14 protein-coding genes are annotated in these 26,594 nt (G+C 39.0%); 4 read left to right on the forward strand and 10 right to left on the reverse strand.

The window, feature by feature from the left end; all coding sequences use genetic code 11:
* The first annotated feature begins 96 nt into the window (after positions 1–96).
* Positions 97–2,439 carry a GH92 family glycosyl hydrolase gene (locus G7Y57_RS00640; RefSeq protein WP_165020858.1) on the forward strand — a complete coding sequence of 781 codons (2,343 nt, stop codon included), beginning with the start codon at positions 97–99 and terminating at the stop codon, positions 2,437–2,439.
* Positions 2,440–2,557: 118 nt separating this feature from the next.
* Here G7Y57_RS00640 and G7Y57_RS00645 read toward each other — a convergent pair whose 3' ends face one another.
* The 3 genes from G7Y57_RS00645 to G7Y57_RS00655 form a co-directional block, all read right to left on the reverse strand.
* Positions 2,558–2,986, reverse strand: coding sequence for a VOC family protein (locus G7Y57_RS00645; RefSeq protein WP_165020243.1), 429 nt, complete (start codon positions 2,984–2,986; stop codon positions 2,558–2,560).
* 420 nt (positions 2,987–3,406) lie between these two features.
* Complete coding sequence (gene mazG / locus G7Y57_RS00650; RefSeq protein ID WP_165020244.1) at positions 3,407–4,189, reverse strand: nucleoside triphosphate pyrophosphohydrolase; 783 nt, start codon at positions 4,187–4,189, stop codon at positions 3,407–3,409.
* A 54-nt stretch (positions 4,190–4,243) separates the two neighbouring features.
* The gene (locus G7Y57_RS00655; RefSeq protein WP_165020245.1) at positions 4,244–6,268 is read right to left on the reverse strand and encodes a protein-disulfide reductase DsbD family protein; all 2,025 of its coding nucleotides are present in this window, start codon (positions 6,266–6,268) and stop codon (positions 4,244–4,246) included.
* Between the two features lie 153 nt (positions 6,269–6,421).
* Here G7Y57_RS00655 and dnaG point away from each other — a divergent pair, with 153 nt between their 5' ends.
* The 3 genes from dnaG to G7Y57_RS00670 all read left to right on the forward strand — a co-directional run bounded on the left by dnaG (position 6,422) and on the right by G7Y57_RS00670 (position 10,745).
* Positions 6,422–8,434 carry a DNA primase gene (dnaG, locus tag G7Y57_RS00660; protein ID WP_165020246.1) on the forward strand — a complete coding sequence of 671 codons (2,013 nt, stop codon included), beginning with the start codon at positions 6,422–6,424 and terminating at the stop codon, positions 8,432–8,434.
* A 92-nt stretch (positions 8,435–8,526) separates the two neighbouring features.
* Positions 8,527–9,438 carry an ABC transporter ATP-binding protein gene (locus tag G7Y57_RS00665; protein ID WP_165020247.1) on the forward strand — a complete coding sequence of 304 codons (912 nt, stop codon included), beginning with the start codon at positions 8,527–8,529 and terminating at the stop codon, positions 9,436–9,438.
* Entirely contained in the window at positions 9,435–10,745 is a 1,311-nt protein-coding gene (locus G7Y57_RS00670; RefSeq protein ID WP_165020248.1) for an ABC transporter permease, read from the forward strand. Before G7Y57_RS00665 ends, G7Y57_RS00670 begins: the two co-directional genes overlap by 4 nt.
* 181 nt (positions 10,746–10,926) lie before the next feature.
* On the opposite strand, the gene G7Y57_RS00675 is transcribed toward G7Y57_RS00670, so the two are convergent.
* The 7 genes from G7Y57_RS00675 to G7Y57_RS00705 form a co-directional block, all read right to left on the reverse strand.
* Positions 10,927–11,772, reverse strand: a complete 846-nt coding sequence (locus tag G7Y57_RS00675; protein ID WP_165020249.1) for a patatin family protein — start codon at positions 11,770–11,772, stop codon at positions 10,927–10,929.
* 25 nt (positions 11,773–11,797) lie between these two features.
* A complete protein-coding gene (locus G7Y57_RS00680; protein ID WP_165020250.1) occupies positions 11,798–12,127 on the reverse strand; it encodes a DHCW motif cupin fold protein in 330 nt (109 codons plus the stop codon).
* Between the two features lie 380 nt (positions 12,128–12,507).
* Positions 12,508–15,726 carry a glycosyl hydrolase gene (locus G7Y57_RS00685; RefSeq protein ID WP_165020251.1) on the reverse strand — a complete coding sequence of 1,073 codons (3,219 nt, stop codon included), beginning with the start codon at positions 15,724–15,726 and terminating at the stop codon, positions 12,508–12,510.
* Positions 15,727–16,095: 369 nt separating this feature from the next.
* Entirely contained in the window at positions 16,096–18,132 is a 2,037-nt protein-coding gene (locus G7Y57_RS00690) for a glycoside hydrolase domain-containing protein (RefSeq protein WP_165020252.1), read from the reverse strand.
* Positions 18,133–18,584: 452 nt separating this feature from the next.
* Positions 18,585–21,230 (reverse strand): glycoside hydrolase family 78 protein, encoded by a 2,646-nt coding sequence (locus G7Y57_RS00695; protein ID WP_165020253.1) that lies wholly within the window; start codon positions 21,228–21,230, stop codon positions 18,585–18,587.
* A gap of 372 nt (positions 21,231–21,602) precedes the next feature.
* Positions 21,603–23,141 (reverse strand): RagB/SusD family nutrient uptake outer membrane protein, encoded by a 1,539-nt coding sequence (locus G7Y57_RS00700; RefSeq protein ID WP_165020254.1) that lies wholly within the window; start codon positions 23,139–23,141, stop codon positions 21,603–21,605.
* 65 nt (positions 23,142–23,206) lie between these two features.
* Positions 23,207–26,356: a SusC/RagA family TonB-linked outer membrane protein gene (locus G7Y57_RS00705; RefSeq protein ID WP_165020255.1), complete on the reverse strand. Its 3,150-nt coding sequence runs from the start codon at positions 26,354–26,356 to the stop codon at positions 23,207–23,209.
* Positions 26,357–26,594: the final 238 nt, after the last annotated feature.

Genomic DNA, 26,594 nt, shown 5'->3' on the forward strand with positions numbered 1-26,594 from the left:
CAATAATGCTTTTATCAAGTCCGTTCTGTTGTAGGAAGCTATTATAATAAAAACGTTAGAAAATCAATTAATAAGTCAAACAACAAAAAAGAAATGATGAGAAAAGCAAGTGTTTTTTTACTGCTGAGTTTTCTTTGTGTCTGGTCGGCTAATGCGCAGACAAATTTAGACCCGGTAGATTATGTAAGCCCGCTTGTGGGAACACAATCGAAGCATTCACTATCCACAGGAAATACCTATCCGGCAATAGCAATGCCTTGGGGTATGAACTTCTGGATGCCACAAACCGGTAAAATGGGTGACGGATGGGCATATACCTATGATGCAGACAAAATCCGCGGATTTAAACAAACTCACCAACCAAGTCCTTGGATTAACGATTACGGTCAATTTTCTATTATGCCTATCACAGGTAAAGTAATATTTGATCAGGATGAGAGAGCTAGCTGGTTTTCACATAAGGCAGAAGTTGCTAAGCCATATTACTATAAAGTATATTTGGCAGATCACGATGTGGTAACAGAAATCGCTCCAACAGAACGTGCTGCAATGTTTCAATTTACATTCCCTAAGACAGATAGTTCTTATGTTGTGATTGATGCTTTCGACAGAGGTTCGTACGTGAAAGTTATCCCTGGCGAAAATAAAATTATTGGTTACACAACACGTAACAGCGGTGGTGTTCCTGAAAATTTCAAAAATTACTTCGTAATTACATTCGATAAGCCATTTACTTATACAGCTACAGTTGCAAGTAATACAATTACTAAAGGTAAATTGGAGTCGTCTGACAATCATGCAGGTGCTATTATCGGTTTTGCTACAGAAAAAGGAGAAAAAGTACATGCAAGAGTGGCTTCTTCTTTCATTAGCTATGAGCAAGCTGAAATTAACCTGAAAGAACTGGGTAATAATACATTTGAACAAGTTGCTCAAAAAGGAAGAGCAGAATGGAATAAGATATTAGGTCGTATCGAGGTTCAAGATGAGAATGTTGATAACTTAAGAACATTCTATTCTTGTCTTTATCGTTCGGTACTATTCCCTCGTAGCTTCTACGAAATAGATGCTAAAGGACAAGTTATGCATTACAGTCCGTATAACGGCGAAGTACTTTCCGGCTATATGTTTACTGATACAGGTTTCTGGGATACATTCCGTTGTTTGTTCCCATTCTTGAATCTTATGTACCCCTCTATGAACGAAAAAATGCAGGAAGGTCTTGCTAACACGTACAAAGAAAGCGGATTCTTACCTGAGTGGGCTAGTCCCGGTCATAGAAACTGTATGGTTGGTAACAACTCTGCGTCAGTTGTAGCCGATGCATACCTTAAAGGGTTAAGAGGGTACGATATCGAAACGCTATGGGAAGCTGTAGTACACGGAGCTAATAATGTTCATCCGAAAATCGGTTCAACAGGTCGTTTAGGTTATGATTATTACAACAGACTTGGCTATGTTCCTTACGATGTTAAGATAAACGAAAGTGCAGCTCGTACATTAGAGTATGCTTACGACGATTGGACTATCTATCAATTAGGTAAAGCACTAAACAAACCGGCTAAAGAAATCGACATCTTTGCAAAAAGAGCATTTAATTATAAAAACCTATTCTGCCCTGATCATAAATTGATGAGAGGTAAAAATGAGAACGGTGAATTCCAATCTCCATTCAACCCGTTGAAATGGGGTGACGCATTTACCGAAGGAAACAGCTGGCACTATACTTGGTCTGTATTCCAAGATCCTCAAGGACTTATTGATTTGATGGGTGGTAAAGACGGTTTCAACCAAATGATGGACTCTGTATTTAATGTTCCACCATTGTTCGATGATAGCTATTACGGAGGTGTTATCCATGAAATCAGAGAAATGCAAATCATGAATATGGGTAACTATGCACATGGTAACCAACCTATTCAGCACATGATCTACATGTATAACTATTCTTCTGAACCTTGGAAAGCTCAATACTGGGTAAGAGAGGTAATGGATAAACTTTATACTCCACGTCCTGACGGATATTGCGGTGATGAAGATAATGGTCAAACATCAGCATGGTACGTATTCTCGGCAATGGGATTCTATCCTGTATGCCCTGGATCTGATCAATATATCATGGGTTCACCACTATTCAAAAGTGTAACATTGAATCTTGAGAATGGTAAAAAAGTAGTAATCAAAGCAGAAAACAATAGTGTATCGAATAGATATGTTGAGTCGATGGCTCTGAATGGTCAACCATATACTAAGAATTATATCACTCACGATCAATTGATGAACGGTGCTACAATCAATTTCAAAATGTCGGCTACCCCAAATAAACAAAGAGGTATAACAGAAGCAGATCTTCCTTATTCGTTCTCTACAGATTTGAAAGCGAATAATCCGAAGCTTTGGAAAGAAATTAACACAGTATCTAAAAAGAAGAAAAAATAATTCTTTTAATATAATAAAATGTGAAAAGAGTTGTCTTCAATTAGAAAGACAACTCTTTTTTTTATAGTTTTTAGGTTCTATATTATGTGGATGAAGAACCCCATATTCCTCTTATTATTTAGTTGTTCATATTCGGAGCATAATTTATTGCCCAGCTAATGCCGAATTTATCGGTGAACATACCATATAGATCAGCCCAGAACGTTTTTTCTAGTGGCATGATGATTTTGCCCCCTTCAGAAAGAGCATTGAAGATTCTCTTCGTTTCGGCTTCGTTTTCGGTGCAAAGAGTAAGGGTTACAGAGTCGCCGAATTTGGTTGTTTGACCAAATATCTCTGACGAATCTGCTCCCATTAGTCGTACTGCTTCTGTCAGAGGTAATGATATGTGCATGATTTTATCTTTCTCTGATTCTGGTATATCTTCGCCCGGAATATCTTTATAACGTCCGATAAATTCAAAATCGCCCCCAAATACAGATTTGTAAAAATTGAATGCGGTTTCGCATGTGCCATTGAATGACAAATAAGGATTTACTGCTAACATAATCTTTGTTTTTTAATGTGGGTACTGTTGTATTTCTCTCTCTTGGTTGAAAATACTATTGTTTAATAGCACTTTACAAGTTAATTAGAACATTTGGTTTTTCGCACTTGTTCATCTTCTTTACTATTTTTAAGGTCACTGACCTTTTATAGCTTTGCTAAGCGAAATATTAATAATTAATGTGAGTTCGATATAAATATCAGATAATTATGAGCTATGAATTAGTATCTGTCATTCGTCCATTCTGTCATCCCGATACGTAGTGAGGGATCTATTATGAAATAAGCCCTTAGCTAATAGCTATTGGCTAATAACCGCAAGAGATAATGGATCCCTCACTACGTATCGGGATGACAAATTCTTCGAGAAATTTTATTAGTTGTAATTTAATGTCTCACCTACTAAGTATATATCTGTCTTTCACTCCGATTTCTTAGCTTCATTCCACAAGGCATCCATTTCACCTAAAGTCATATCTTTTAGGTTCTTTCCGTCCTCCCTTGCTTTCTGTTCTATATAGTTGAAACGATGGATAAACTTTTGGTTAGTTCGCTCTAAAGCATTATCTGGATTTACTTTGTATAATCTGGCGGCATTTATCAGACTGAAAAAAACGTCACCGAATTCGGCTTCCATTTTGTCGGCATCCATGTTTGTTATTTCGTCTTTCAACTCATTAAATTCTTCGCTGACTTTCTCCCATACGTCTTCTTTTTTCTCCCAATCGAATCCTGCATTGCGAGCTTTGTCTTGTATGCGATGAGCCTTAGCGATAGAAGGAAGTGATGCCGGAACACCTTCGAGCACCGTTTTATTTCCCCCTTTTTCTTTTAGTTTGAGTTGTTCCCACGATTTTTCTACTTCGCCTGCTGTCTTGGAAGCATCGTCCCCGAATACATGAGGGTGGCGGTAAATGAGCTTGTCGCATAACGTATTGCATACATCTACAATATCAAAAGCGTCTTTTTCTTCACCTATTTTGCAGTAGAAAACTGCGTGAAGAAGTACGTCGCCCAGTTCTTTCTTTATCTCGTTATCATCATTTTTTATGATAGCCTCACACAATTCATATACTTCTTCTATTGTGTTGGTCCGAAGGCTCTCGTTCGTTTGTTTAGCATCCCACGGGCATTTTATCCTTAGTTCGTCCATAATGTCGAGTAAGCGGCCGAATGCTTCCTTCTTCTCTTCTCTTGTATGCATATATTTTATATTTTATAGAAAAAAGCAGACCGTTTAAAATCTGCTTTTCTTCATTTATTTTGCTTCCTGTAATTTCTTGAAGTTAGTCAATCCTATGTTTAAGAAGTTGAGGTATTTATTTACATCTTCGTCGTAAGCATAAGAAGGACCTATCGGCTTTCCTTCGTGATCTAACAATACGTAATAAGGTTGCGAGTTAGTTCCGAACTTATGACGTTGCAGATAACTCCACTTGTCTCCAATCGTTTTCAATTTAGCTGTTTTTCCATTTCCTTCGGTAACTTCTATTACTTCAGGCAGCTTTTTCTTATCGTCCACCATCAGTGTTATCAGAACATAGTCGTTGTCCAATATTTGTTTCACACGGATGTCTGTCCATACAGATGCTTCCATCTTGCGACAGTTAACACAGCCATAGCCGGAGAAATCTATCATGACAGGTTTGTTATTTTTTCGTGCATATTCCATACCTGCTTCGTAATCGTCGTATTTGGCATGAACCTCCCCTTTATATAGATTGAAATCTTGTGTAGTAAGAGGTGGCGAGAATGCGCTGATAGCTTTAAGTGGTGCACCCCATAAGCCCGGGATTAGGTATATAGCAAATGCAAATGATATGATTGCCATAAATAAACGAGGTACGGACACATATTTCAAATCGCTATCGTGCGAGAATTTCAGTTTTCCTAATAGATATGCTCCTAGCAGAACAAAAATAGCTATCCACAATACAAGGAATACTTCTCTGTCGAGAATTCCCCATCCGTAGGCTAGGTCTGCTACCGATAAGAATTTCAGTGCTAAAGCAAGTTCTAAGAATCCTAGTACTACCTTAACCGAGTTGAGCCATCCGCCCGATTTTGGCATACTTTCCAAAAGTGAAGGGAAAATTGCAAACAGCGTGAATGGAATGGACAGGGCTAACGCAAATCCGAACATACCTATTGCCGGTGCTGTAATACTGCCTGTACCCGCAGCTTCAACAAGTAAAGTTCCGATCAAAGGACCGGTACAAGAGAAGGATACGAGAGCCAGCGTGAATGCCATAAAGAATATGCTGATGACTCCTGTTGTAGAATCTGCTTTACTATCCATCTTGTTTGTCCATGAGGATGGTAATACCATCTCAAAAGCCCCTAGGAAAGATATTGCAAATACAACGAGAAGGGCAAAGAATATGAGGTTGAAGACAGCGCTTGTCGCCATATCATTGAGAGCACTGGCCCCGAATATGGCAGTTATGATAAGCCCTAGCGATACATATATTATAATAATACCCAAGCCGTATGTTACTGCATCTTTGATAGCTTTAGCTCTGTTCTTCTTATTTCTTTTCAAGAAGAAACTTACTGTCATCGGTATCATTGGCCATACGCAAGGCGTAAGCAAGGCTACGAAGCCATACAAAAATCCCGAAATGAATATAAACCAATATGTTTGGTTGGTAGTGCTGCCTGCAGCGCCAAAAGCTTCTACTTCTTTAATCACAGGAGCCCATAGGTCTGTATCGCTGGAAAATGTAGAGGCTGACTGAGTAACAGAATCAGTAGGGACTTGTTCCACAGCAGCTTCATCAACAATAGCCTCAGCAGCACTTCTACTCGCGGCTACAACAGTAGCAGGTAGGTCTTTGGCCGAAAAAGAGAAGTCGGTCGGTAAAGGCGGGGTACATTCCGTATCGTTACAAGCCTGTGCCCGTATGTCTCCTTTTAGTGAAAAAGCAGCTTTATCTGTTACTTTGAAACGTTGCACAAAAGTGGCTTGTGTCTCATAATAGCCGATCTCCATTTGGAAAATGTCATCAAAGCCTTTATGAAGTTTCGAATTTACAACTTTAAATCCGCCAACTTTTGTAGCACCTTTCGCTTCATCTATTGTAAGCGTAGTAGGGTTAGGTCCGCCATCTGGAATAGTAATATCATAAAGATGCCATCCCGGATTTATTTTGGCAACAGCTGTCAGTTCGACTTCGCTATTTCCTTTATCTACTAATTTGAATGACCAATTAACAACGTCTTGCGCATAAATGTTGATCGCCGAAAAGACCAAAATGGTCAGTAATAAAAGAACCTTTTTCATAAATAGTATCTATATTGGAAATTATAACCAGACATTAGACAAAGATATGAAAAGAGAATAGATTAGTTGAGAGACCCTTCGCCTTTTTTAATTATTTTAAGTACTTCTACAGCGATATTTTTTAGTACTTTCGTGAAAGAATTATATTTATAAATGATCGATCAGGGAACCATAGACCGCATAATGGATGCTGCACAAGTAGTTGATGTAGTATCCGATTTTGTTACACTCAAACGAAGGGGGATCAACTATGTTGGTCTTTGTCCTTTCCATACAGATAAAACGCCTTCGTTCTATGTGTCTCCTGCCAAGAACATTTGTAAATGTTTTGCTTGCGGCGAAGGTGGGACGGCTGTACACTTCATTATGAAGCACGAACAGTTGTCTTATTATGAGGCAATCAGATATCTCGCGAAGAAATACAATATCGAGATTCAGGAGCGGGAATTGACTGATGAGCAGAAGAAAGCATATAACGAACGCGAAAGCCTTTTCATTCTCAATGATTATGCCCGCGATTATTTTATGAATATTCTACACGAACATATCGAAGGTAAAGCTGTAGGGCTTTCATACTTCAAAGAGCGTGGATTCAGAGAAGATATTATTCGGAAGTTTCAACTTGGTTACAGTCTTGAACAGAGAGACGCCTTCACGCAAGAATCGTTGCGAAACGGGTACAAAAAAGAATTTCTTGTTAAAACAGGTCTGACGATAGAGGGAGACAACAATTATGTTGCCGATCGTTTTCGTGGACGTGTAATGTTTCCGGTTCATACGCTATCGGGCAAGGTAATTGCTTTTGGTGGGCGTATATTGAAAAAGGCTGAGAATACAGGTAAATATATCAATTCGCCCGAAAGTGAGATTTATCATAAAGGGAACGAATTATACGGAATTTTCTTTGCCAAGCAAGCCATAACAAAAGCCGATTGCTGTTTTCTGGTAGAGGGATATACGGACGTTATATCCATGCATCAGGCAGGTATTGAGAATGTCGTGTCCTCTTCGGGAACGGCACTGACAAACGGGCAAATACGGCTGATACATCGTTTTACGGATAATGTTGTCGTTATATACGACGGCGATGCAGCAGGTATAAAGGCTGCGTTGAGAGGTATCGACCTCCTTTTGGAGGATGGTATGAATATCAAAGTGGTTCTTTTGCCTGACGGTGAAGACCCCGATTCGTTTGCACGTAAACAGAATGCCGAATCGTTTATAGCTTATATAAAAAAGAATGAAGTCGATTTTATCCGTTTCAAAACCCAATTACTCTTGGAAGAGGCGGGAAATGATCCGATAAAGCGAGCTGCTCTAATTTCTGATATTGTGAATAGTATTTCGGTGATTCCCGATAATATTATTCGCACAGTTTATCTGAAAGATTGCAGTATACTGCTCGATGTGGATGAGCGTATTCTTATTCAGGAAGTAAATAAAAAACGCCAGACTCAGGCAGAAAGAGCTCCTGCAAAACCTAACTATGCTGAAATTGCAGATGTAACTAATTCTCTTTTGCCCCACTCGTCAGAAAAGAAACTGGATACAAGTAAGGTGAGAAAATCGACAGTCGATAAAGCAGAGCTGGCTATACTCTACTATATTGTGCGCTTCGGCATGGAAAGGCTTATAGATGAGGAAGCTGCCGAGCCCGTAGAAGGCGAGGAGGTAGAAGAACCTATGACAGTTATAGAATATGTCAGTTTCGATCTGAAACGTGATGAATTGTGGTTTCATAGTCCTATCTATAAGCAAATATTAGATGAGGCAATTGCACGATCAGAAGACCCGAATTTTAATTCGAGCCGTTATTTTTTGGCACATCCCGATGAGGAGATCAGTAAAATAGCCGCAGATATTGTTAGCGACAGGTATCATCTTAGTAAGGTGCATACTAAGCAATTCGGACCAAATGCAAAGAAGGAAGATACGCCGTTAGCCGAAGAAAAACACCTTGCGAAAAATGTACCGCGTGTTCTTACCGAACTCAAGAATATATATATATCCCAACAAATAAAAGAAATAAAAGAGTTAATGGCTCATAAGCAGAAAGAAGGAGATTGGGATTCAGCTATCGAATTGATTCAGAAGATAAAAAAACTGGAGGAAATTAAGAAAGTGCTGGCAAAAGCTTTGGGCGAACGTATTATTTTACGCTGGTAAACTCCGCTTTGTGATTTTTAGGTCGATGTTGCGACTAACAATATAGTATTAAGTACAATAAAAAGGTCTGCGACCTAAAAAATAAATAAAATATGTTTTATCTCGAAGCTCATGATATTGTAAAGCAATATGGTGATTATACAGCTCTTAACGGTGTGACTCTGGAGGTGCCTCGCGGCTGTGTATATGGTTTACTTGGTCCCAATGGGGCAGGCAAATCTTCTCTAATCCGTATTATTAATAGAATAACAGCTCCCGATAATGGACATGTTCTTATCAATGGAAAACCATCTACCGGAGAAGATATCTTCAATATAGGTTATCTGCCCGAAGAAAGGGGTTTGTATAAGAAGATGAAAGTTGGAGAGCATATTATTTTCCTTGCCCGACTAAAAGGATTATCGAAAGATGATGCTAAAGAGAGAATGTTATACTGGCTTCAAAAGTTTGATATAGCTTCGTGGGAGAATAAGAAAGTCGAAGAGCTATCAAAAGGTATGCAGCAAAAGATACAGTTTATTGCAACTGTTATCCACGAGCCCGATCTGTTCATCCTCGACGAACCTTTCAGCGGATTCGATCCTGTAAATGCCGAATTGCTAAAGAACGAGATACTGGAATTGAAGGCAAAGGGTAAAACAATCATCCTTTCTACACACAATATGGAATCGGTCGAAGAGCTTTGCGATGAAATAACTCTGATCAATAAATCGAAAGTTGTTCTTCAGGGTAATGTTAAAGATATTCGTGCCCGATACAGAAAACACATATTCAAACTGCAAGTGGTAGGGGATAATTTTAATGTAGAATCATCGCACTTTGCAGTGCTTTCGCAAACTACCGAAAAAGGTATAGTAGAAGTTCGTATTCAACGAAATGATGAAGCATCTAATTCTGATCTAATTCAGGAAGTAGCCTCTAAATACGAGATTCTGTCTTTTGAAGAAGAACTACCAACCATGAATGATATATTTATACAAATCGTATCAAAACCAGCAGAATGAAAGCATTAAAATTAATTATACATCGCGAATATACATCGAGGGTAAAGACGAAGGCTTTTATCCTTACTACGATATTAACTCCTTTCTTATTTATAGCAATAACAGTACTTCCTGCATTGTTATCATCAATAAACGATTCATCAATAAAAACTGTTTTTGTTATTGACAATACAGGGTTGTACTCTAATTTATTTGAATCGTCTGATACTTATAAGTTTGTACCTATTACAAATAGCAATAGTCAGGAGAAGATGGACGCCTTACTTCAGATAGATGGCGATTTATCTGAAAATCCTGCATGGGCAAGATTCTCTTCCGAGCAACAACAGCCACCGCGCGACCTGATCGGGTATATTAATGATGTTTTAACGGAGGCGGTAAAAGCGAAAAAAATAGAAAATTTTACAGCTGAAAGTAATCTTGAACCGCAGATTGTAGTCAATTTACAAAATATATTGAAATCGAAAGACCAGATCCAAATCAGGACAATGCGTTGGGATACAGAAGGTAAAAGTGCAGACACACTGGGCGAAGTAGCGTCCGTGGCAGGTATGGCATTTACTTTCTGTATGTTCTTTTTCATTATGATGTATGGATCGATGGTGATGCAAAGTGTTGTGGAAGAGAAAACGAATCGAATAATAGAGGTTATTATCTCATCAGTGAAACCTTTCGACTTGATGATGGGTAAAATAATAGGTGTGGCTTTGACCGGACTGACTCAATTGATGATATGGTTGGGTGTCGGTATTGTAGCAATGTTGGGCATAAGCATTTTTATGGGAATACAAACTCCCGATATGAATTCTGGCGACATGCAACAAATGATGTCTATGATGAATAATAATCCCGAAATAGCTTCGGGGCTGGCCGGTTTGCTTAGTATCAATTGGTTTCAGGTTGTGGTTTGTTTTATTTTATACTTTATCGGCGGTTATCTGCTGTTTGCATCTTTATTTGCCATGTTTGGTTCGGCTGCGAATGATTCGCAGGAAGCACAACAATTTATTACTCCTGTTATGGTAATTCTTATGGTAGCCTTTTATACAGGGTTTGCTGCGGCAAGTAATCCCGAAGGTTCTATTGCTTTCTGGTGTTCACTCATACCGTTTACTTCTCCTATTGTAATGATGGTGCGCACGCCATTCGAGATTCCGATATGGGAACTGGCTCTATCTATTGTATTGCTTTATGCAACTTCGATACTTATGGTGAAATTAGCGGCTAAGATTTATCGTACAGGAATACTGATGTATGGTAAGAAAGTTAGTTTTAAGGAATTATTTAAATGGTTAAGCTATAAATAAGATTATAACTTAATGTGGTTTGATATAAACCCTATATAAGTATGAGTTAGTTTCGTCCATTTTGTCATCCCGAACTGAAAGGAGAGATCTCAACCTTTCCTCGTTGTAGTATACAGATCCCTCCTTTCAGTTCGGGATGACAAATGAGAGTAGAAATTTCATTATTCTTTATCTAGCAAACTCAAGTTAATTTAATATCATTAATAGCTTTTGCGCATTCATAACCTTCTTCATAGAGGGCTATTAATTTTTTAGTATTTTTCTCAATACGATCTACAATCATTGGCTTTTGTGGGCGTATAACAGAAATAACCCCTTCTTCTTCCAGCTTATCTACCAAATCTAGTTGAGAGTTGTATGACGCATTTCTGTTACTAAGAGCTTTTCTAACGGCAGGATATTTTTTGTATAGGAACGAGGGTATTTTTATATCTTTGCTTGTTTTGCGATAGCCTTTATTGCGGGTTAATACAACAATGTTTTTTTTGTACCCTTGGTCTATAGCTCGCTCTATCGGTATAGAATTACATATGCCGCCGTCAAGCATTGGTATCTGATCTACATATGCAATGGGGCACATTATCGGCAGGCTACCCGATGCTTTTACAATGTCAATCACCCGTTCGGTACTTGATTTTTCCTCAAAGTAGTTCGACTCGCCTGTAAGGCAATTGGTTGTCACCATTTCAAAACGGTGGGGAGATTCAAAGTAAGCGTTGTAATCATAAGGGATAATATGATTGGGGAATTCATCAAAAAGTAGATCAAAATCCATAATGTTTCTTTTTCTGATAAAGTGCTTAATCCCTATGTATTTGTACTTTTCCAGTAAATCAATATTGCTGTATTTGGCTCTTCCCCGCTGGCGTGACATGAACGAAAGCCCGTTGCATGCTCCTGCTGAAACTCCTATCGTATAAGGGAAGTAGATGTCGTTATCCATAAAATAGTCTAACACACCACACGTGAACACGCCTCGCATACCACCGCCTTCCAGAACTAATCCTATATCTTTTGTATCAATCATATTAAGTTATTACCCAGTTATTGGGTTAATCTACTATAAAAAGAGTAGCACCATCTTTCGTGTAAGAGCGATGAGGGTTTACGTCGTCAGCAACCTGATAACTTGTGCCTGGATTAAGTGTAAATTTCCTCCCGTCAGATAATTCTGTAATTAAGGTGCCGCTTAAAACGAATAAAACATGCCCTCTGCTGCACCAATGGTCTGCTAAATAACCAGGGGTGTATTCTACCATACGAACACGTATGTTCCCCATTTCAAAAGTCCGCCAATAAGCCTCTCCTTGTATTCCCGGGTGTGTTGTTGGCGATACAGTACTCCAATCAATTGTACAAAATGGAACATCTTGAATTTTCATATCACAATCCTTCCAGTTTTTTATTTATATAAGTAACGGTTTATATTTTACAAATTTACCTTTGTAAATAATTTGCTGATTATAAGAATTTAAATGAGAATCAACAGCTTCGAAGGCGACGATTTTAGCTGACTTATTTCTGCATCTTGCATTGTATTTCCTTAAATAACTCGCTGCAAATCTATGGAATATTTCTTAAATACATAGCATATATTTTTCTTTTATATATTTTATTCTCTTGGTTATACTTGAACGAAGCGAAGCATCTATATTTCGATATTTTTTGTATCTCAGGATGGCGAGAAAAAAGAATAAACAAAAAATATAGACGACTTCCAAATAAAGAAATGATTGTACGAAAGAGTATTTTGTTCTAACCCTTATTTGATATTAACCAATCTAACAGGACCAACTAATCCCGATGATTGCAATGGAGAATCAGCATTCCATGTATTGACCTCCAGCCATGTAGCTCTATCTGCCTCGGGAAGGCGTAAGTCTCCAATGAGGCGATTTACCCATGTGCTCGCAACCTCTATCTCGAGTGTATTGTTGCCTTTTTTTGTGAATTTAGAAATATTCAAACGGTAAGGTGCAGTCCATACACCACCTACATATTGTCCGTTTACTTTTACTTTAGCCATCACACTCACTTTACCGAGATCGAGATATAATTCATCTTTAGGTTTTTCTTTCAGATTGAAACTGGTTGTGTATATCCCTGTTCCCGAATAATAGCGGATACGTTGATCGTCATGTTGAGACCAATCAACTAGTTTATTGAAAGTAATAGTTTCTGCAGGTCCGCGTCTCACTTTATCCGATTCGAATTGAACTTTCCAAGGTGAATTTATAGTTTCGATCAATTGAGGTTGTGGATAGTTAGCTTCGATAGTCGATGCTGTCGGCTCTCCTTTTTGCTGGAATACAATAAATGCACTTTCTAGCGGTTCCAATTGTATTGGCACAGTTGTTATTCCTTTCACCGAACTGAACGCAGGTAATAAACGGGTGGTGCCGTTTGTGGCATCCCATAACTCGGGTTGCATGCCATCTACTCTGAATTTCGGATTTATCCGGATGCGTTCCTCACTTTGGTTGGTGATAAAATAAATTTCATTACCATCTACTGTACGGTGATTGTATAGTACCGGATCTCCATCGTTAAAACTGCAATCGGGTGCAACTTTTAATAAATCTAAAGCTTCGGTCATGCTCATGTTCGTCAGAATTGTTCCTTTGCCATATCTACGTTGTTTTACGGCGATACTTCCCCACATATTGGATGCCATCTGTTTTATTTCCTGATCGGCTTTAGGGTATCTTTCCATACTTGGTGAATGGCTGGGCGGTGGGCCAAGTACGGTAGCTCCATTAGCAACTAATTGCTCTATTTTGCCCAATATTTCGGGGCGCATTGTCTCTAGCTTTGGTAATACGAGTATGCGATATGATGTTCCGTGAGGCAGAACCAAGCGTCCGTCTTTTACTTGTAGGTCGCGTAAGATAACTTCTCCATTAATATAATCGAAAGAATATCCTTTGGGTAATTCGGGGTCACGAATTCCTGTCATTTTTGGCGCATCGTCTCCGATATAATAAGCTACATCGGCTACATTTAATCCTTGTTGAAGCATAAAATTGCTGCGTTTAAGATAATTCACGAATAAATCCATGTGATTAAACCATGTATTTTTTCGGTTAAACTCATTTCCAAACCAGGCATTCATTCCCGGATCTTTATCTTCGTGCGCCTGTTGAATATAAACGTGTAAAAGTGTATTGTTTATGCCCTCAGTGAATGACCAGTCTCCGCGTTTTTTCATTGTAGCAGGATAGCGGCTAAAGACATCGTTTGCACAGGTAAAAGATTCTGCCGATACCTTGCTCTTGCCATAGATATGCGCACATGACGATGCTGCACGATTCTCTATATCACCTAAATTACCTTCGCTCCAGAATTCGCCTCCAATCTCATCCGACTGTCCTCCATATTGTAGAAATTCGCCCGGAAATCCCCAGTGACCATAATTTTCCAGCCACGTGGTAAGCCCATGTTGGTGACTTATTTCTCGAAGACCGCCTACATAGTCGTACGAAACTTTATCTGCTATCAGACGTCGTAAATCCCATAGAAAACGATCGGATAAATCCTGACTTCCAATGGTGTACCCTTTGAATACAGGCAGATAAGGAAGTGGATCGTAACCGTATCGTTGTTCAAATTCTTTAAGGAAATCATCAGTAAAGTTCTGTCCACCTGTTTCATAACTATCCTGAACTACTACTTTCCATGACTTACGATCAGCAGCAGGAATACGCTTTATTATTTCTCCCATAAAAGCATCGAAGTGGCTTGCCACATGCTCCTTACTCATTTTGTCGACTTCACGCCCTTCTCCTTCGGGTGAAGCGGGGGCATTGACTACTCCTGTTGGAGCCATTCCTGTTCGCATAATAATCCAATCGCCCTTTGGTACACTCCATATAAGAGTGCCATCGGCCGACATATACGAGGATATATCCTGTATCTGCTCAGGCTTAACCAAACCCGCAGGATCATAGATCAATGGTTGTGGTTCCCACAAATACTCATCCCAATAGGGTAGTGGTGATTGAAACATCTTTGCTAATGTTTTCTCAGCATACCGTTCTACGATAGGGGTCGGAGAAAGAATAATGTCAGATATCTCGACACCTTTATTCATCTTGTTAAAAACAATGCGGAACTCAGAACTACTGACCTCAGGTAAAGATATTACAATGGGTGCAAAAGGCATAAATCCGACATTAAGAGCCGGGTTTGTCCTATTTATATTGAACTCTCTTATTGTATGAAATTTATCGCCATCTTTTATTTGCAATTCACAATCTGCATAAATATTTCCTTTAGGATAAATAACTAAACTTCGTGCAATAGATTTTTGCGGTAGAACTACATCTATATATTCTTCACTGTTAGCAAATGTAAATCGTGCCGAATTGTTTAAAACTAAGGGTGCAACTACATTATCTGAAATTTTCATTTTAGTGCTTGGTATATCCAGCAGATTCTGACGGTAACCGGGGCTAACAGGCCATGCAAGAACTTTCACATCGTCAAACTCATCAGTTGGTTGTTCCAACTTCTGTGTTAGTTTTCGCGGACCTTTTACTTGTAGTTCGGACGATGCTAAATAACGCATCGACTGTTCTGTTTTTATCCAGGGACCACCAGATTGACTCCATCCCGGACCATTAAAAATACCTATCTCGATACCTAATTCAGTTGCAGTTTTAAGTGCCGTGTGCATAACCTCCCACCATTCATCAGAAAAGAGTTTTATATTCCCGTAAGCATTGGCTTGATCACCTATATTACCGATGAAAGCACGGTTGATACCCACTTTTTTCATCGATTGTAAGTCTTTTACAACAGCCTCTTTCGATATATTGTCGTTGATCCAGTACCAATATACACTGGTCTGTATGGTATCGGGAGGAGTTATAAATCCATTTTTTACAGAAGTAAAATCCTTTGCTGATACAGGCTCTATGTATGAAGACAGGGTCAGAAAGCTCATTACTACTATTACCGACGATCTGAGTAGTTTATTCATATTATTAGTGTATTTAATGATATTTTCATAGTTAACGGGGGCAGAAATCCCATATCGCAAATTAGCTTATCTAATTGTTGTAACTATGTATTTTCTGATAAAAAAACTTTGATAAATGATGTTAAAGTCAGATTAGCCTTTGAAATCGTCTTGACTATTCAAAAGGCTTTCTTTTTGTTTTTTAGACTCTCTGTCATGTTGAACGGTAGTGAAGCATCTTGGTTGCGAGATACTTCATTTCTTAGGGTGACAAAATAATACGAAAAACAAAAAGTCAAGACAACTTCTTTGTAAAATGAAAAACTGTATTACGATTAGTTTCAAAATACAGTTTTATCGAATAATTACATTCGGATATCATACCTTGATTTAATATTCAAGTTCTAATACGCCTCCTTTTTCTGCTATGTCGTTATGATTAATTCTGAAATCAGAAATAACAGAATTGTTAAATCGTACTTGTTTGATTGGGCTGGTAGGCGATAGTTTATTGATTGATTTTATAATCAATTTCTTACCCTTGCCTACTTGAATGGTAACAGTCTCGAAGTTTGGAGAAGTTATTTCATAGAATGGTTCTCCGACAACCAGAGGGAAAAGCCCCATTGAAGCAAATACATACCAGGCACTCATCGTTCCGTCGTCTTCATCCATTTCAAACAAATAGCCTTCGGGTTTGGCGCTGAATACTCTACCATGGCGAGGCTCGGGATATTCAGCATTACCGCCATAGATATGCTTCATGTCGGTATTTAAGATATTGTAGGCAACCTGTTGACCTTTTTCGGGCTGTCCAAGTCTGTTAAATATAAATGGGGCGTGAATGCCAGGTTCGTTACCTTGGTTATTAAGGCTGTTTTGGAAAAAGTAGTCTAATTGTTTTGCCAGAACCTCCTTGCCACCAACACTTTCTGCCATTTCATCCAGATATTGAGGAAGAGCCCAGCGATATTGCCAGCGTGTACCTTGATATAAACCACTGCCTTTCATTTTCATATATGTATCATCCACATTTTTGAAATCTTTTTCCCATGCTGCGAGAAAGATGTCTTTTGACTTCTTTGCATACATATCTGCATCGGCAGTTTCGCCAAGTATTGCCGCAACTTTAGACATGGCCCAAAGGTCGATAGATGTTTCAAAAGCCTGATCGGGACGTTCGGTTTTAAGCGTTTCCATTTCGGCTTTCATACCGGCATATGCTCCTTTCAGATCGATATTTGGAATTCCTTTGTTATAGGCATCCAATAGAACAACTATACTATGTTCTGTGCGTACAGTCGGTGTAGATTCGAAATCTGTAGCCCAGTCTTTCTTTTCATACATGAATAGCTTGCAAAGAGAGTTGCTGATGTCTTTCATTGCGGGAGCATCGAGCAAAGTAATCAGAGGAAATTTGGTGCGGTACGAATCCCACATCGACCATGAACTATAGTAGATGAAATCTTCAGCCTTACGTATTTCACCGTCTGTTCCAATATATTTGTTATTCCATGATGTGGTATTTGCAGGGCTTAAAAATACTCTGTACAAAGAAGTGTAAAACAGGGTTTTGTTTTCTTCGCTTCCTCCCGTTACATCAATTTTAGATAATACATTATCCCATGCTGATGTCGCTTGTTTCTTTATTTTGTCAAAACTGTTATATGTCTGAAATATATTTTCTTCTTTGGCTGTTTCTGTATTGATCGGAGAGATGGCAATTCTTACTTCAAGCGGTTTTTTATCAGCTTTGCCAAAAGCGAGTTCGATTCCTTTGTCTGTTTCTGCCGTAATTCCGAATGGCTTGCTGGTAGTCATACTAAAGTATAATTTGTATGCTCCGTGATCGCAGGTATTACCTGCTTGAATGTATCCTCTTATCTCATTTGCAGAGATTATTTCATAACTACTATCTAAAATTTTGGTAAAGGAAGATGCTACATTAAATGTGAGGAATGTTTCTTCATTTTTTGGGAACGAATATCTTTGGAATGCAATATTTTTAGTTGCAGTAAATTCAGCTATTACACCATTGTTGAGAGCTACAGTATAATATCCCGGTATTGCCGATTCAGTCTTCTTCACAATCCGTAAAGTATCTGTTTGTCTTCCCGGTTTCATACTGAAATTACCTCCTGCACCACTACAACCAATTCCCGACAGGCGGTTAACGGAAAATCCGGATATCTGATCAACATTATAATCGTACCCGCTGTGGCTGCGAGGGTCGGAGTCGGGGGCAACTCGTACCATCCCGTAGGGTACACACGCCGCAGGATCTACCTGACCATTGTCTCCGGCTGTACCGATAAATAGGTCTACATATTTACTTTTCTGAGCAAACGAAAGCGATGCACTTGAGAATAAAAAGATGAAGATAAGAGCTTTAAATGCTACAGTGCAAGATGTTTTAGGTTTTTTCATGATGATTGATAAATTTGAAAAGTAAAAGTAGGAAAAAATGTTAACCCTTCGAAGCTTTCAGTCGAAATATAAAGGGGTATAGCCTTTAAATAATTCAACTCTTCTGTGGTAATATCAGAAGAGTTGAATAAATGTATTATCAGAGTTAACTGATAAACAAATCTAAATAATAGAACGTATTTATATTTCATTTAGAGCCTCTCCAGCCCTCTCTAGGAGAATACTATTCCTCTTCCTGGGGCTTTTTTCTCTTTGTAATCTCGAAACGTAGTGAGGGATCTCAACTCTGCTATAAGGAAATAGATTCCTCCTTTCAGTTCGGAATGACAGAGAGATTAATACATTATTCATCCACAAACCCTCTTTGATTTTTCTTCTTTAGGAGAAATCAAAGAGGGCTTTTACTTTTACAAGGATGACTTATAAATAAGGTCAGAGTTCTTAAGTCTTTCTTATTTTCGGCTTAATTTTAACGAGTGTTTACCAGCTTCTAATTTTATAACCTGTTCTCCTTTTATATCTTCCGGTAAATATAAAGTCGCACTGCTATTCGCAGGGATTTCGATATTATAAGTGATATTTTTCTTTTTACGTTCCCATTGTGAAACAATCATGCCATAAGGCGAACGGTGCTTAGTTTCAGACTGGGTTAATCCTTCTACAAAGTTCGGACGAAGGATGATATGTTTAAATCCGGGTTGCTCCGGATCGGGTTTTATACCCCCTAATCCTTTGAAAAACCAGCCTCCTATTTCGCCAAACATCATATGATTGTCTGATATGTCGCGTTCCGCTTTAAGATCCCAGTTCTCAAGAAGTGTCGTTGCTCCATTTGCAATCCACCATCCCCACGAAGGGTATGTGTCTTGTGCAGCTACTTTATAAGCAGCCTCGGCCTGTCCGTTTTCACTCAAAGCATTTAGTATAGCTTTCGCTCCCAATACACCTACATCCAAGTGAAATCCGGCTTCTTCTACTTTCTTAGCAAGATTTTGCGCCACCTTAATTTTTAATTCTTCGGGAACAACACCCCATTGTAATGGAACACTTAATTCCGTTTGAGTTCCGCTTGCATAGATGCCTGTCTCTCTATTGAGGTATTTTGCATTTACAGCATTCTTGATCTTTTCTGCTAATGCCGTGTAATGTACATAGTCGTCTTGTTTGCCGAATAATTTAGCAGCTTTAGCTAATATTGTCGCATCCACATAATAATATATAGATGAGGTAAGTTCTTTTGATGAACGCGATTTAACAGGTACCCAGTCACCTCTGCCCCATGAAGTCAAACCATTGGGACTAGTACGGTCTACATAGTTGACGTACCTTTTTATGTTTTCATAGCAATCGGCAAGTAATTTGCTGTCACCATAGAACATATATACTTCCCATGGTATAATAGCAATTGTACTTGTCCAATCCAATCCGTTCTCGGTGCCGTATCCCCAGCCACCTGTCGGGATGATATCCGGAAGAACACCATTTGGTTGCTGTTCGTCGCGGTGGTCAGCAAGCCATTTTTCGTAAATGGTAATACCATCGAAATTATATAATGCTGTTTCTATAGCAAAATGTCCGTCACCTGTCCATCCGTTTTTCTCACGTTGAGGGCAATCGGTAGGGAATCCCATTAAATTTGACAGATAGGCATTGTTTGTAGCCCACCATAATTTGTTTACAAGTTCGTTCGATGTTTTGATTTCTCCTACAGGAGCAACATCACTGTGCATAAAATATCCTGTAATACTATTTATATCTAATTTAACAGGTTTGCTAGAGGTAACCTCTACATAGCGGAATCCTTTGTAGTTGAATTTCGCCATGAACTCGTCCTCTCCATTTCCGCTTAATGTAAGGATATCGGTTTGGAATGGATCTTTGTCGTCTTTCGGACGATGATATACATCTATGTTAGACATATCTATATGACCATTGTCGTATAAGCGTTCGCCATGTTTAATTCTAACTACTGTTCCTTCTTCACCTGATACTTTGATTTTTGTAACACCGGCTATATTTCTTTGCAGATCGAAAATGTAAGTGCTATCGTTCAGTTGTTTGATAGTTTTAGCAGGTATCGTTTCCACATTGCGGATCGGTTGCATTTGTTGTGAAAATATATTCTGAGATGGTGCACCTCTATAGCCCACACCTCTCCATTGCGAATCGTCAAACGAAGGAGTGTTCCATCCTTTTTGTTCTAAACGTGCGTCGTAATGTTCGGCTGTATATATACTATTGAATACAACTGCGCCCGATGATGTCTTCCAGTCTCTTTCTGTTGGTATAACTTCAACAGAACCATCGGTGTAAGTAATATGTAAGTCCATGCAAAATGTAGGACGGTTACGCCACGGAGCTTTGTCGAAATCCCATACTCCTATCGATTGATGATTATACCATCCGTTACCAAGCAATACACCGATTGCATTTTTGCCTTGCTGCAACTGTTTTGTCACATCGTAGGTTACATACAATGTTCTTCTGTCGAAGCGTGTGTACATTGGGTCGAGTCGGTGGTTGCCTATTTTCTCTCCATTTATATATAACTCGTATAATCCTGCAACGGCAATATATGCACGTGCCGATTTAACTGTTTTCTTTGTATCGAATGTCTTTCTGAAATAAGGTGCCGGTTTATAATCGATACCTCTTTGGTCGCCAATCCATGCGCCTTGCCAGTTTTTCATACCCATCATCCCTGTTTCGAATGCTGTAACATCCGATTGGGCTAATTGTCCGTCCTTATCCCATACGTTTACCTTCCAGTAGTAGCGTGTAAACGGATTTAATTCTTTGCCGGCATAAGTAACGAGTATAGCATCCGAATTTTTCTTCTTTGAATCCCAAATGTTTCCTTGTCCGTTCACAACTGCCATTGAGTCGGTTCCTACAATCAATTGATAGGCAGTTTGTGCTGCTCCTTGTCGGCTATCATTTATCATCCACGACAATCGGGGGGTAGGGGTATCCACACCAAGTGGGCTTGTAAGGTGTTCGCAGCTCAGATTGTCAGGCTTGCAAACTGTTCCTGTCTGTGCAATCAGAAGATTGGCAGAAATTGCTAAAATAATAGCTAGTAAATAAGTTCTCACCATATTAATATTTAGAGGTTAAATAGATTAGTCGATAGAGATTGTCCGGACAAACTGGATTTAAAGGTAATAATTAAATTAATATCCAGAGTTTTGTTTCAATATTCAAAATTTGATATTGCATGTATTTTATTCAAATAAGGATAAAATGTCTCTACAATAAACAAAAGTAATCTATCGATAATAATATAGTATTGAGTAAAATGATTTAGATACTTGAAAAATTGACAGTGAAAGAAGTTGAGGGCTGAATGCTGCTGTTACTTCAATCGGATAGATTTGTATAGTTTAGTTAAGAGCTATTTTTTTCAGAATAAAAAATCCGCAGAAACCACCGGTATAAACCGATAATTTCTGCGGATATTAAAATATGCATCAATAACCTGGGTTCTGTGTCAATTTACTGTTTATTTGAAGTTCGCGGTATGGCAACGGGAAAATCAAACGCTCTTTTGTCACATTATATGCTCTTGCCTCAATGTAAGGATAGAGAGCTTTCATTTTCACTCCATAGGCATTCATCACTGTGATTGCTTCGCCTGTGCGAATAAGATCGTGCCAGCGTTTGTTTTCGAAAGCAAATTCATGACGACGTTCATCTGCTACAACTTTTGCCGTTACAGCCGTAACATCTGCCAATCCTGCTCGCTTGCGCACTTCGTTAACATAAGGAATGGCTTCACTTGCACGGTTTTGTTCAACCAAGCATTCTGCTAATGATAAGTATACATCTGCATAGCGATATACCGGCCAGTTATCATCCGTATTATCTATTTTGGCATGCGGATTTCTATATTTGTTTACGAAATAGCAATACGATGGATAATTCGCAATTTCCGGATCTCCTACTTTCAATACAGCATCTATTCTCATAATACCACTTTGTGTATCTGTTTTCCCAACTGCTACAGCAATAGATCTGTCAAGACGCTTGTCTCCCGCTTCGTACGAATTTACCATTTCTTGCGTTGGTATTACATATCCTCCGTTACTGGTATTGTTACTACCGGCTACCCCTGTAATGGCTTTCCCATCGTTGGTCAGAGGCATCATTCTGTATATAAAGCTACTTTGTTGTCCGTCGTCACCTTGTTTGAACTGTACCTCAAATATCGACTCTTTGCTATTTTTGTAATTAGGGTCAAACAAGTCGGTATAATCTATCAGGCTATAGCCCATTTTAGTAATCTCTTTCAACAAAGTTTCAGCTTTGGCATAATCGCGCGTCGGTTTTGTCATCAGTACTCTGGCTAACAACATCTTTGCCGATCCTTTACTTGCTCTTCCCGATTGTTTTCCTTTATCATTGAAAGTCGGATTACTTAACATCCTTTCTGCATCTTCGAGGTCTGCAACAATTTGAGCATATACCTCTTCTACACTCGATCGAGGTAAGAAGGCTTTGTCGTCTCCGCTCTCTACAATTTGGAGATTAAGAGAAACACCACCGTAATATCTTACTAATTCAAAGTAAAAATAGGCTCTAAGGAATTTGGCTTGTCCTTCTATTTTATTGTTGAATTCTTCGGAGAAACTTTTCTCGTGAAGACGTTGTATTACAGTATTTGCTTTGGCTATACCCGAAAAACAATCGTTGTAAAACTGGTTTGTAAGGGGATTTATAGCATCGTCGGTAAAATCGGCGATGTCTTCTGCCGGGCGCTGTCCGCGATCTACTTCGTTGCGCACATAATGCGCATTGTCTGATCTTTCTTCTCCCATCAGAAATCCTGATTTTCCGACTGTCGATCTTACGGCTTCGTAAACACCGGCTGTTGCCCGTTCAAATTGGTCTTCTGTCTGGAAAAAAGTTTTGTCGGACAGGTTACTCTCCGGACTCAAATCCAGAAAGCTATCTGAACATCCGAAAAGTAAGAGGACAGAAGTTATATATATACTAATTCGTTTTTTCATAATGTTTCTTTTAATGAAATTCATTTATTTATATGACATTATTGTAACTAATAATTGCTTTAACTTTAGAATGTTATGTTACATCCAATGCTAAATATACGTGGTACAGGGTATGTTGTTCTGTCAATACCTAGTCCTTGCCAGCTACGTGTTGCGCTTCCTGAGTCGTATATGCCGATTTCAGGGTTCAAACCTTTATATTTAGTGAAAACAGCTAGTTGCTGAGCAGTCAGGAATACCCTGGCTTTAGATATATAATCGTTAGGTTTGAACTGGAAAGTATAGCCTAATGTTACATTCTTTATTGCCAGATATGAAGCATCAGATACCCAATGCGAGTTGGCAAAACGATATAATTCGGTTGTTCCCGATTTGGTTCTGGGCACTAAACCGTTACCCGGATTCTCGAGAGAACGCCAGCGATCAGCTACGTATTTTCTTACGTTGAATACACCATCAAGGTTTTCTGTGTCCTCGTAGTTGGCATTCATAACATCTCCACCTACTTGTCCTGAAATAAGGATACTTAAGTCGAAGTTTTTGTAGTAAAATTCATTCGTAATACCATAAATAAAATCAGGGTTAGGATCTCCGATAATTGTGCGGTCGCCTTCGAATGTGATTTCGCCGTCACCATCTATATCTCTCATTTTGGCTGTTCCTACATCAGAAGTCGCGTATTTTGGACTATTGTTAAAATCTTCCTGAGTCATGTACACTCCGTCGTAAATAAATCCAACGAAAACGCCGATTGGTTGTCCTACTTGTAGGCGGTTGAAATCGCTGTCTTTTCCGTAAGCGCCAATAGGTGTATTGTTTGTTCCCAGTTTTAATATTTTGTTTTTATTAATGGACAAGTTGAAGTTTGTAGTCCATTTAAAAACACCGTCTATATTTCTTGAGATAACAGTGAATTCATGTCCCCACGATTTGAAATCTCCCACATTTGAATCGATTTTGCTGAATCCTGTCGAAGTCGGTATATCTATCTGATAAAGCATTCCATCGGTTCTTTTGTGATAATAGTCATACATTACATAGATGCGATCATTGAGGAATCCAAAATCTACACCGATGTCGAATTGCTTGTTTTCTTCCCATGTAAGTTTATTGTTTCCGATACGTTTCAATGCCTGTCCTGACACTAAAGCATCATCAAATACATAATTTTTATTCTCTAACTCGGCAATGTGGTTATAGTTACCGATATTGTAGTTTCCTGTTATCCCATAGCTGGCACGGAGTTTTAGATAATTCATAGTTCTGGTAAGCGGTTCCATAAACGATTCGTCAGACACGATCCATCCAGCCGAAATAGATGGGAAATTGGCATATTTATTCCCTGAACCGAAGCGAGAACAACCATCTCTACGTATTGTGGCTTGTAGTAAATAACGATCCATAAAACTATAATTAACACGGCCGATCATGGAGGCTAAAGCCCAGCTATTGGTGCTGTTCGTGTTTTTTGAACCTCCTTTTGTCGCAGCTCCATCTATCCAAGGAATTTCGTCATCGGGATAGTCTGATCCGTATAGCGAGCTACCTTCCCATGTCGATTTTTGAGCACTGTAACCTGCTAATAAGTTTAACTTATGCTTTTCTGAAAACGTTTTGTCGTAAGTCAACATATTTTCAACAGTCCAGTTGTAGTTGAAGCCTGTGTGGTATTCTCCGCTGGCCTTCCATGGCGGGGTAGAGTTCCAGTTGCCGGCAGATGTCGAAGGGTTAAATACGCGGCGATTATTGCTTGATATATCGGCTCCTGCTTGTAGCTTATATTTAATTCCATCCCAGATATCCAGTTCTGCAAAGAAGTTGTTAAGCACTGTAAATGTCTTATTTTTATCAGTTCTTTCTTGCATTTTTCGAACCCAGTTTACTTGATTAAATGCTCCGGGAGCATTGATCGATTCTCTAAGATTTCCATTTTCATCATACGGACCTACGATTGGAGGTGCTTCGATGGCAGCTCCCAAAATATTACGGTGACCATCCACTCCCTGATTGTTACCGATTACGAATGTAGGCGCTATATTCAATCCTAGTTTTAATCTTGGATTTACCTGATAATCGATGTTGGCACGTAAAGAAGCGCGTTGAAATCCGGTGTTGATCATTACGCCATCTTGGTTGAAATAACCGAGGAATACCGCAGCGTTGAATTTGTCTTTTCCTGTTGTAACGCTTAAGCTATAGTTTTGAACAGTAGCGTCACGGGTCAATTCGTCATACCAGTTTGTTCCTTCACCATAGATCGAAGGGTTTTGATATTCCGTAGGAACACCGCCGGTGTATCCTTCATATTTTGCTTTGTCTTCGTAAAACTCTTTTTTGTACTGAGCATATTCTTGTCCGTTCATCACATCGGGTTTCTTTAACCCTCTTAAGGTTTGAATACCATACGATGCATTGAAACTGACGTCGGTTTTGCCTGCTTTTCCTCTTTTGGTTGTGATAAGTACCACACCATTCGCTGCGCGTGATCCGTAGAGTGATGTTGCAGAAGCGTCTTTCAATATAGAGAAAGACTCAATTTCATCCGGATTTATATTATTAATTCCTGATGTGATCGGCATTCCATCTACTACGTATAATGGTTCGTTACCACTGTTAACTGATGCAGCACCACGTATACGGATAGTCATTCCTTGTCCCGGTTGACCCGATACTTGATTGATCTGAACACCGGCTACCTGTCCTTGTAATTTTTGTGCTACCTGTCCCACAGGGAAGTCGCGTAGAGTACTACCATCTACTTTCGATATGGCTCCGGTTACATCTCTTTTCTTTTGTGTTCCGTAGCTGACTACGATTACTTCATCCAAGAGACGGGTGTCTTCTACGAGTGATACATCGACAGTCGACTGGGGTCCGAGAGGAATTTCTCTTGTCGAATATCCGATAAACGAGAATACAAGTGTTGCTCTTTCTCCACTGATTCGGATCGAGTAATTACCATCGATGTCAGTGACCGTTCCGTTTGTAGTTCCTTTCTCTACAACACTAACTCCGGTAAGAACTTCACCTGAATTATCTTTCACATTTCCTGTGATGATTCGTTGTTGTTGGGTTGCTTGCGTGTGGTTGTCCTCGGCGTAGGTAGTGAGGGAAACCGCAAATAGCAAAACGATTGTAAGTTTGATAGCCAGAAGATTGGGGAAATGCGTATCCCTGAATCCTTTTAGCAAAAGATACAAATCTTTGTTTTTCATAGCGTTTTTAATTAATGTGTTTTTATGAATGTTTCACTTCAAAGTTGCCCGGGCAAAAGGCTCGCAGGGCATTCAAATTGGGTTGGTAATGGTTTAATGTTACATAAGCAGAAGTTTTAGTCAGAAATTGAATTATTTAAATGTATCCCTAGCTAGGTAGATGTTTGTTATACTTAAAATATAGACAGAATATTTATGAAAAATCCGTCTTATGGATAGAATAAATTTTGCAATATTA

It is taken from the genome of Dysgonomonas sp. ZJ279, assembly GCF_011039205.1.
Classification (GTDB): Bacteria; Bacteroidota; Bacteroidia; order Bacteroidales; family Dysgonomonadaceae; genus Dysgonomonas.

Excerpts from the sequence above, each read along its gene's own strand:
- G7Y57_RS00640 (WP_165020858.1), top strand. The coding sequence starts at position 97 with ATGAGAAAAGCAAGTGTTTTTTTACTGCTGAGTTTTCTTTGTGTCTGG.
- G7Y57_RS00645 (WP_165020243.1), bottom strand. The coding sequence starts at position 2,986 with ATGTTAGCAGTAAATCCTTATTTGTCATTCAATGGCACATGCGAAACC.
- mazG (WP_165020244.1), bottom strand. The coding sequence starts at position 4,189 with ATGCATACAAGAGAAGAGAAGAAGGAAGCATTCGGCCGCTTACTCGAC.
- G7Y57_RS00655 (WP_165020245.1), bottom strand. The coding sequence starts at position 6,268 with ATGAAAAAGGTTCTTTTATTACTGACCATTTTGGTCTTTTCGGCGATC.
- dnaG (WP_165020246.1), top strand. The coding sequence starts at position 6,422 with ATGATCGATCAGGGAACCATAGACCGCATAATGGATGCTGCACAAGTA.
- G7Y57_RS00665 (WP_165020247.1), top strand. The coding sequence starts at position 8,527 with ATGTTTTATCTCGAAGCTCATGATATTGTAAAGCAATATGGTGATTAT.
- G7Y57_RS00670 (WP_165020248.1), top strand. The coding sequence starts at position 9,435 with ATGAAAGCATTAAAATTAATTATACATCGCGAATATACATCGAGGGTA.
- G7Y57_RS00675 (WP_165020249.1), bottom strand. The coding sequence starts at position 11,772 with ATGATTGATACAAAAGATATAGGATTAGTTCTGGAAGGCGGTGGTATG.
- G7Y57_RS00680 (WP_165020250.1), bottom strand. The coding sequence starts at position 12,127 with ATGAAAATTCAAGATGTTCCATTTTGTACAATTGATTGGAGTACTGTA.
- G7Y57_RS00685 (WP_165020251.1), bottom strand. The coding sequence starts at position 15,726 with ATGAATAAACTACTCAGATCGTCGGTAATAGTAGTAATGAGCTTTCTG.
- G7Y57_RS00690 (WP_165020252.1), bottom strand. The coding sequence starts at position 18,132 with ATGAAAAAACCTAAAACATCTTGCACTGTAGCATTTAAAGCTCTTATC.
- G7Y57_RS00695 (WP_165020253.1), bottom strand. The coding sequence starts at position 21,230 with ATGGTGAGAACTTATTTACTAGCTATTATTTTAGCAATTTCTGCCAAT.
- G7Y57_RS00700 (WP_165020254.1), bottom strand. The coding sequence starts at position 23,141 with ATGAAAAAACGAATTAGTATATATATAACTTCTGTCCTCTTACTTTTC.
- G7Y57_RS00705 (WP_165020255.1), bottom strand. The coding sequence starts at position 26,356 with ATGAAAAACAAAGATTTGTATCTTTTGCTAAAAGGATTCAGGGATACG.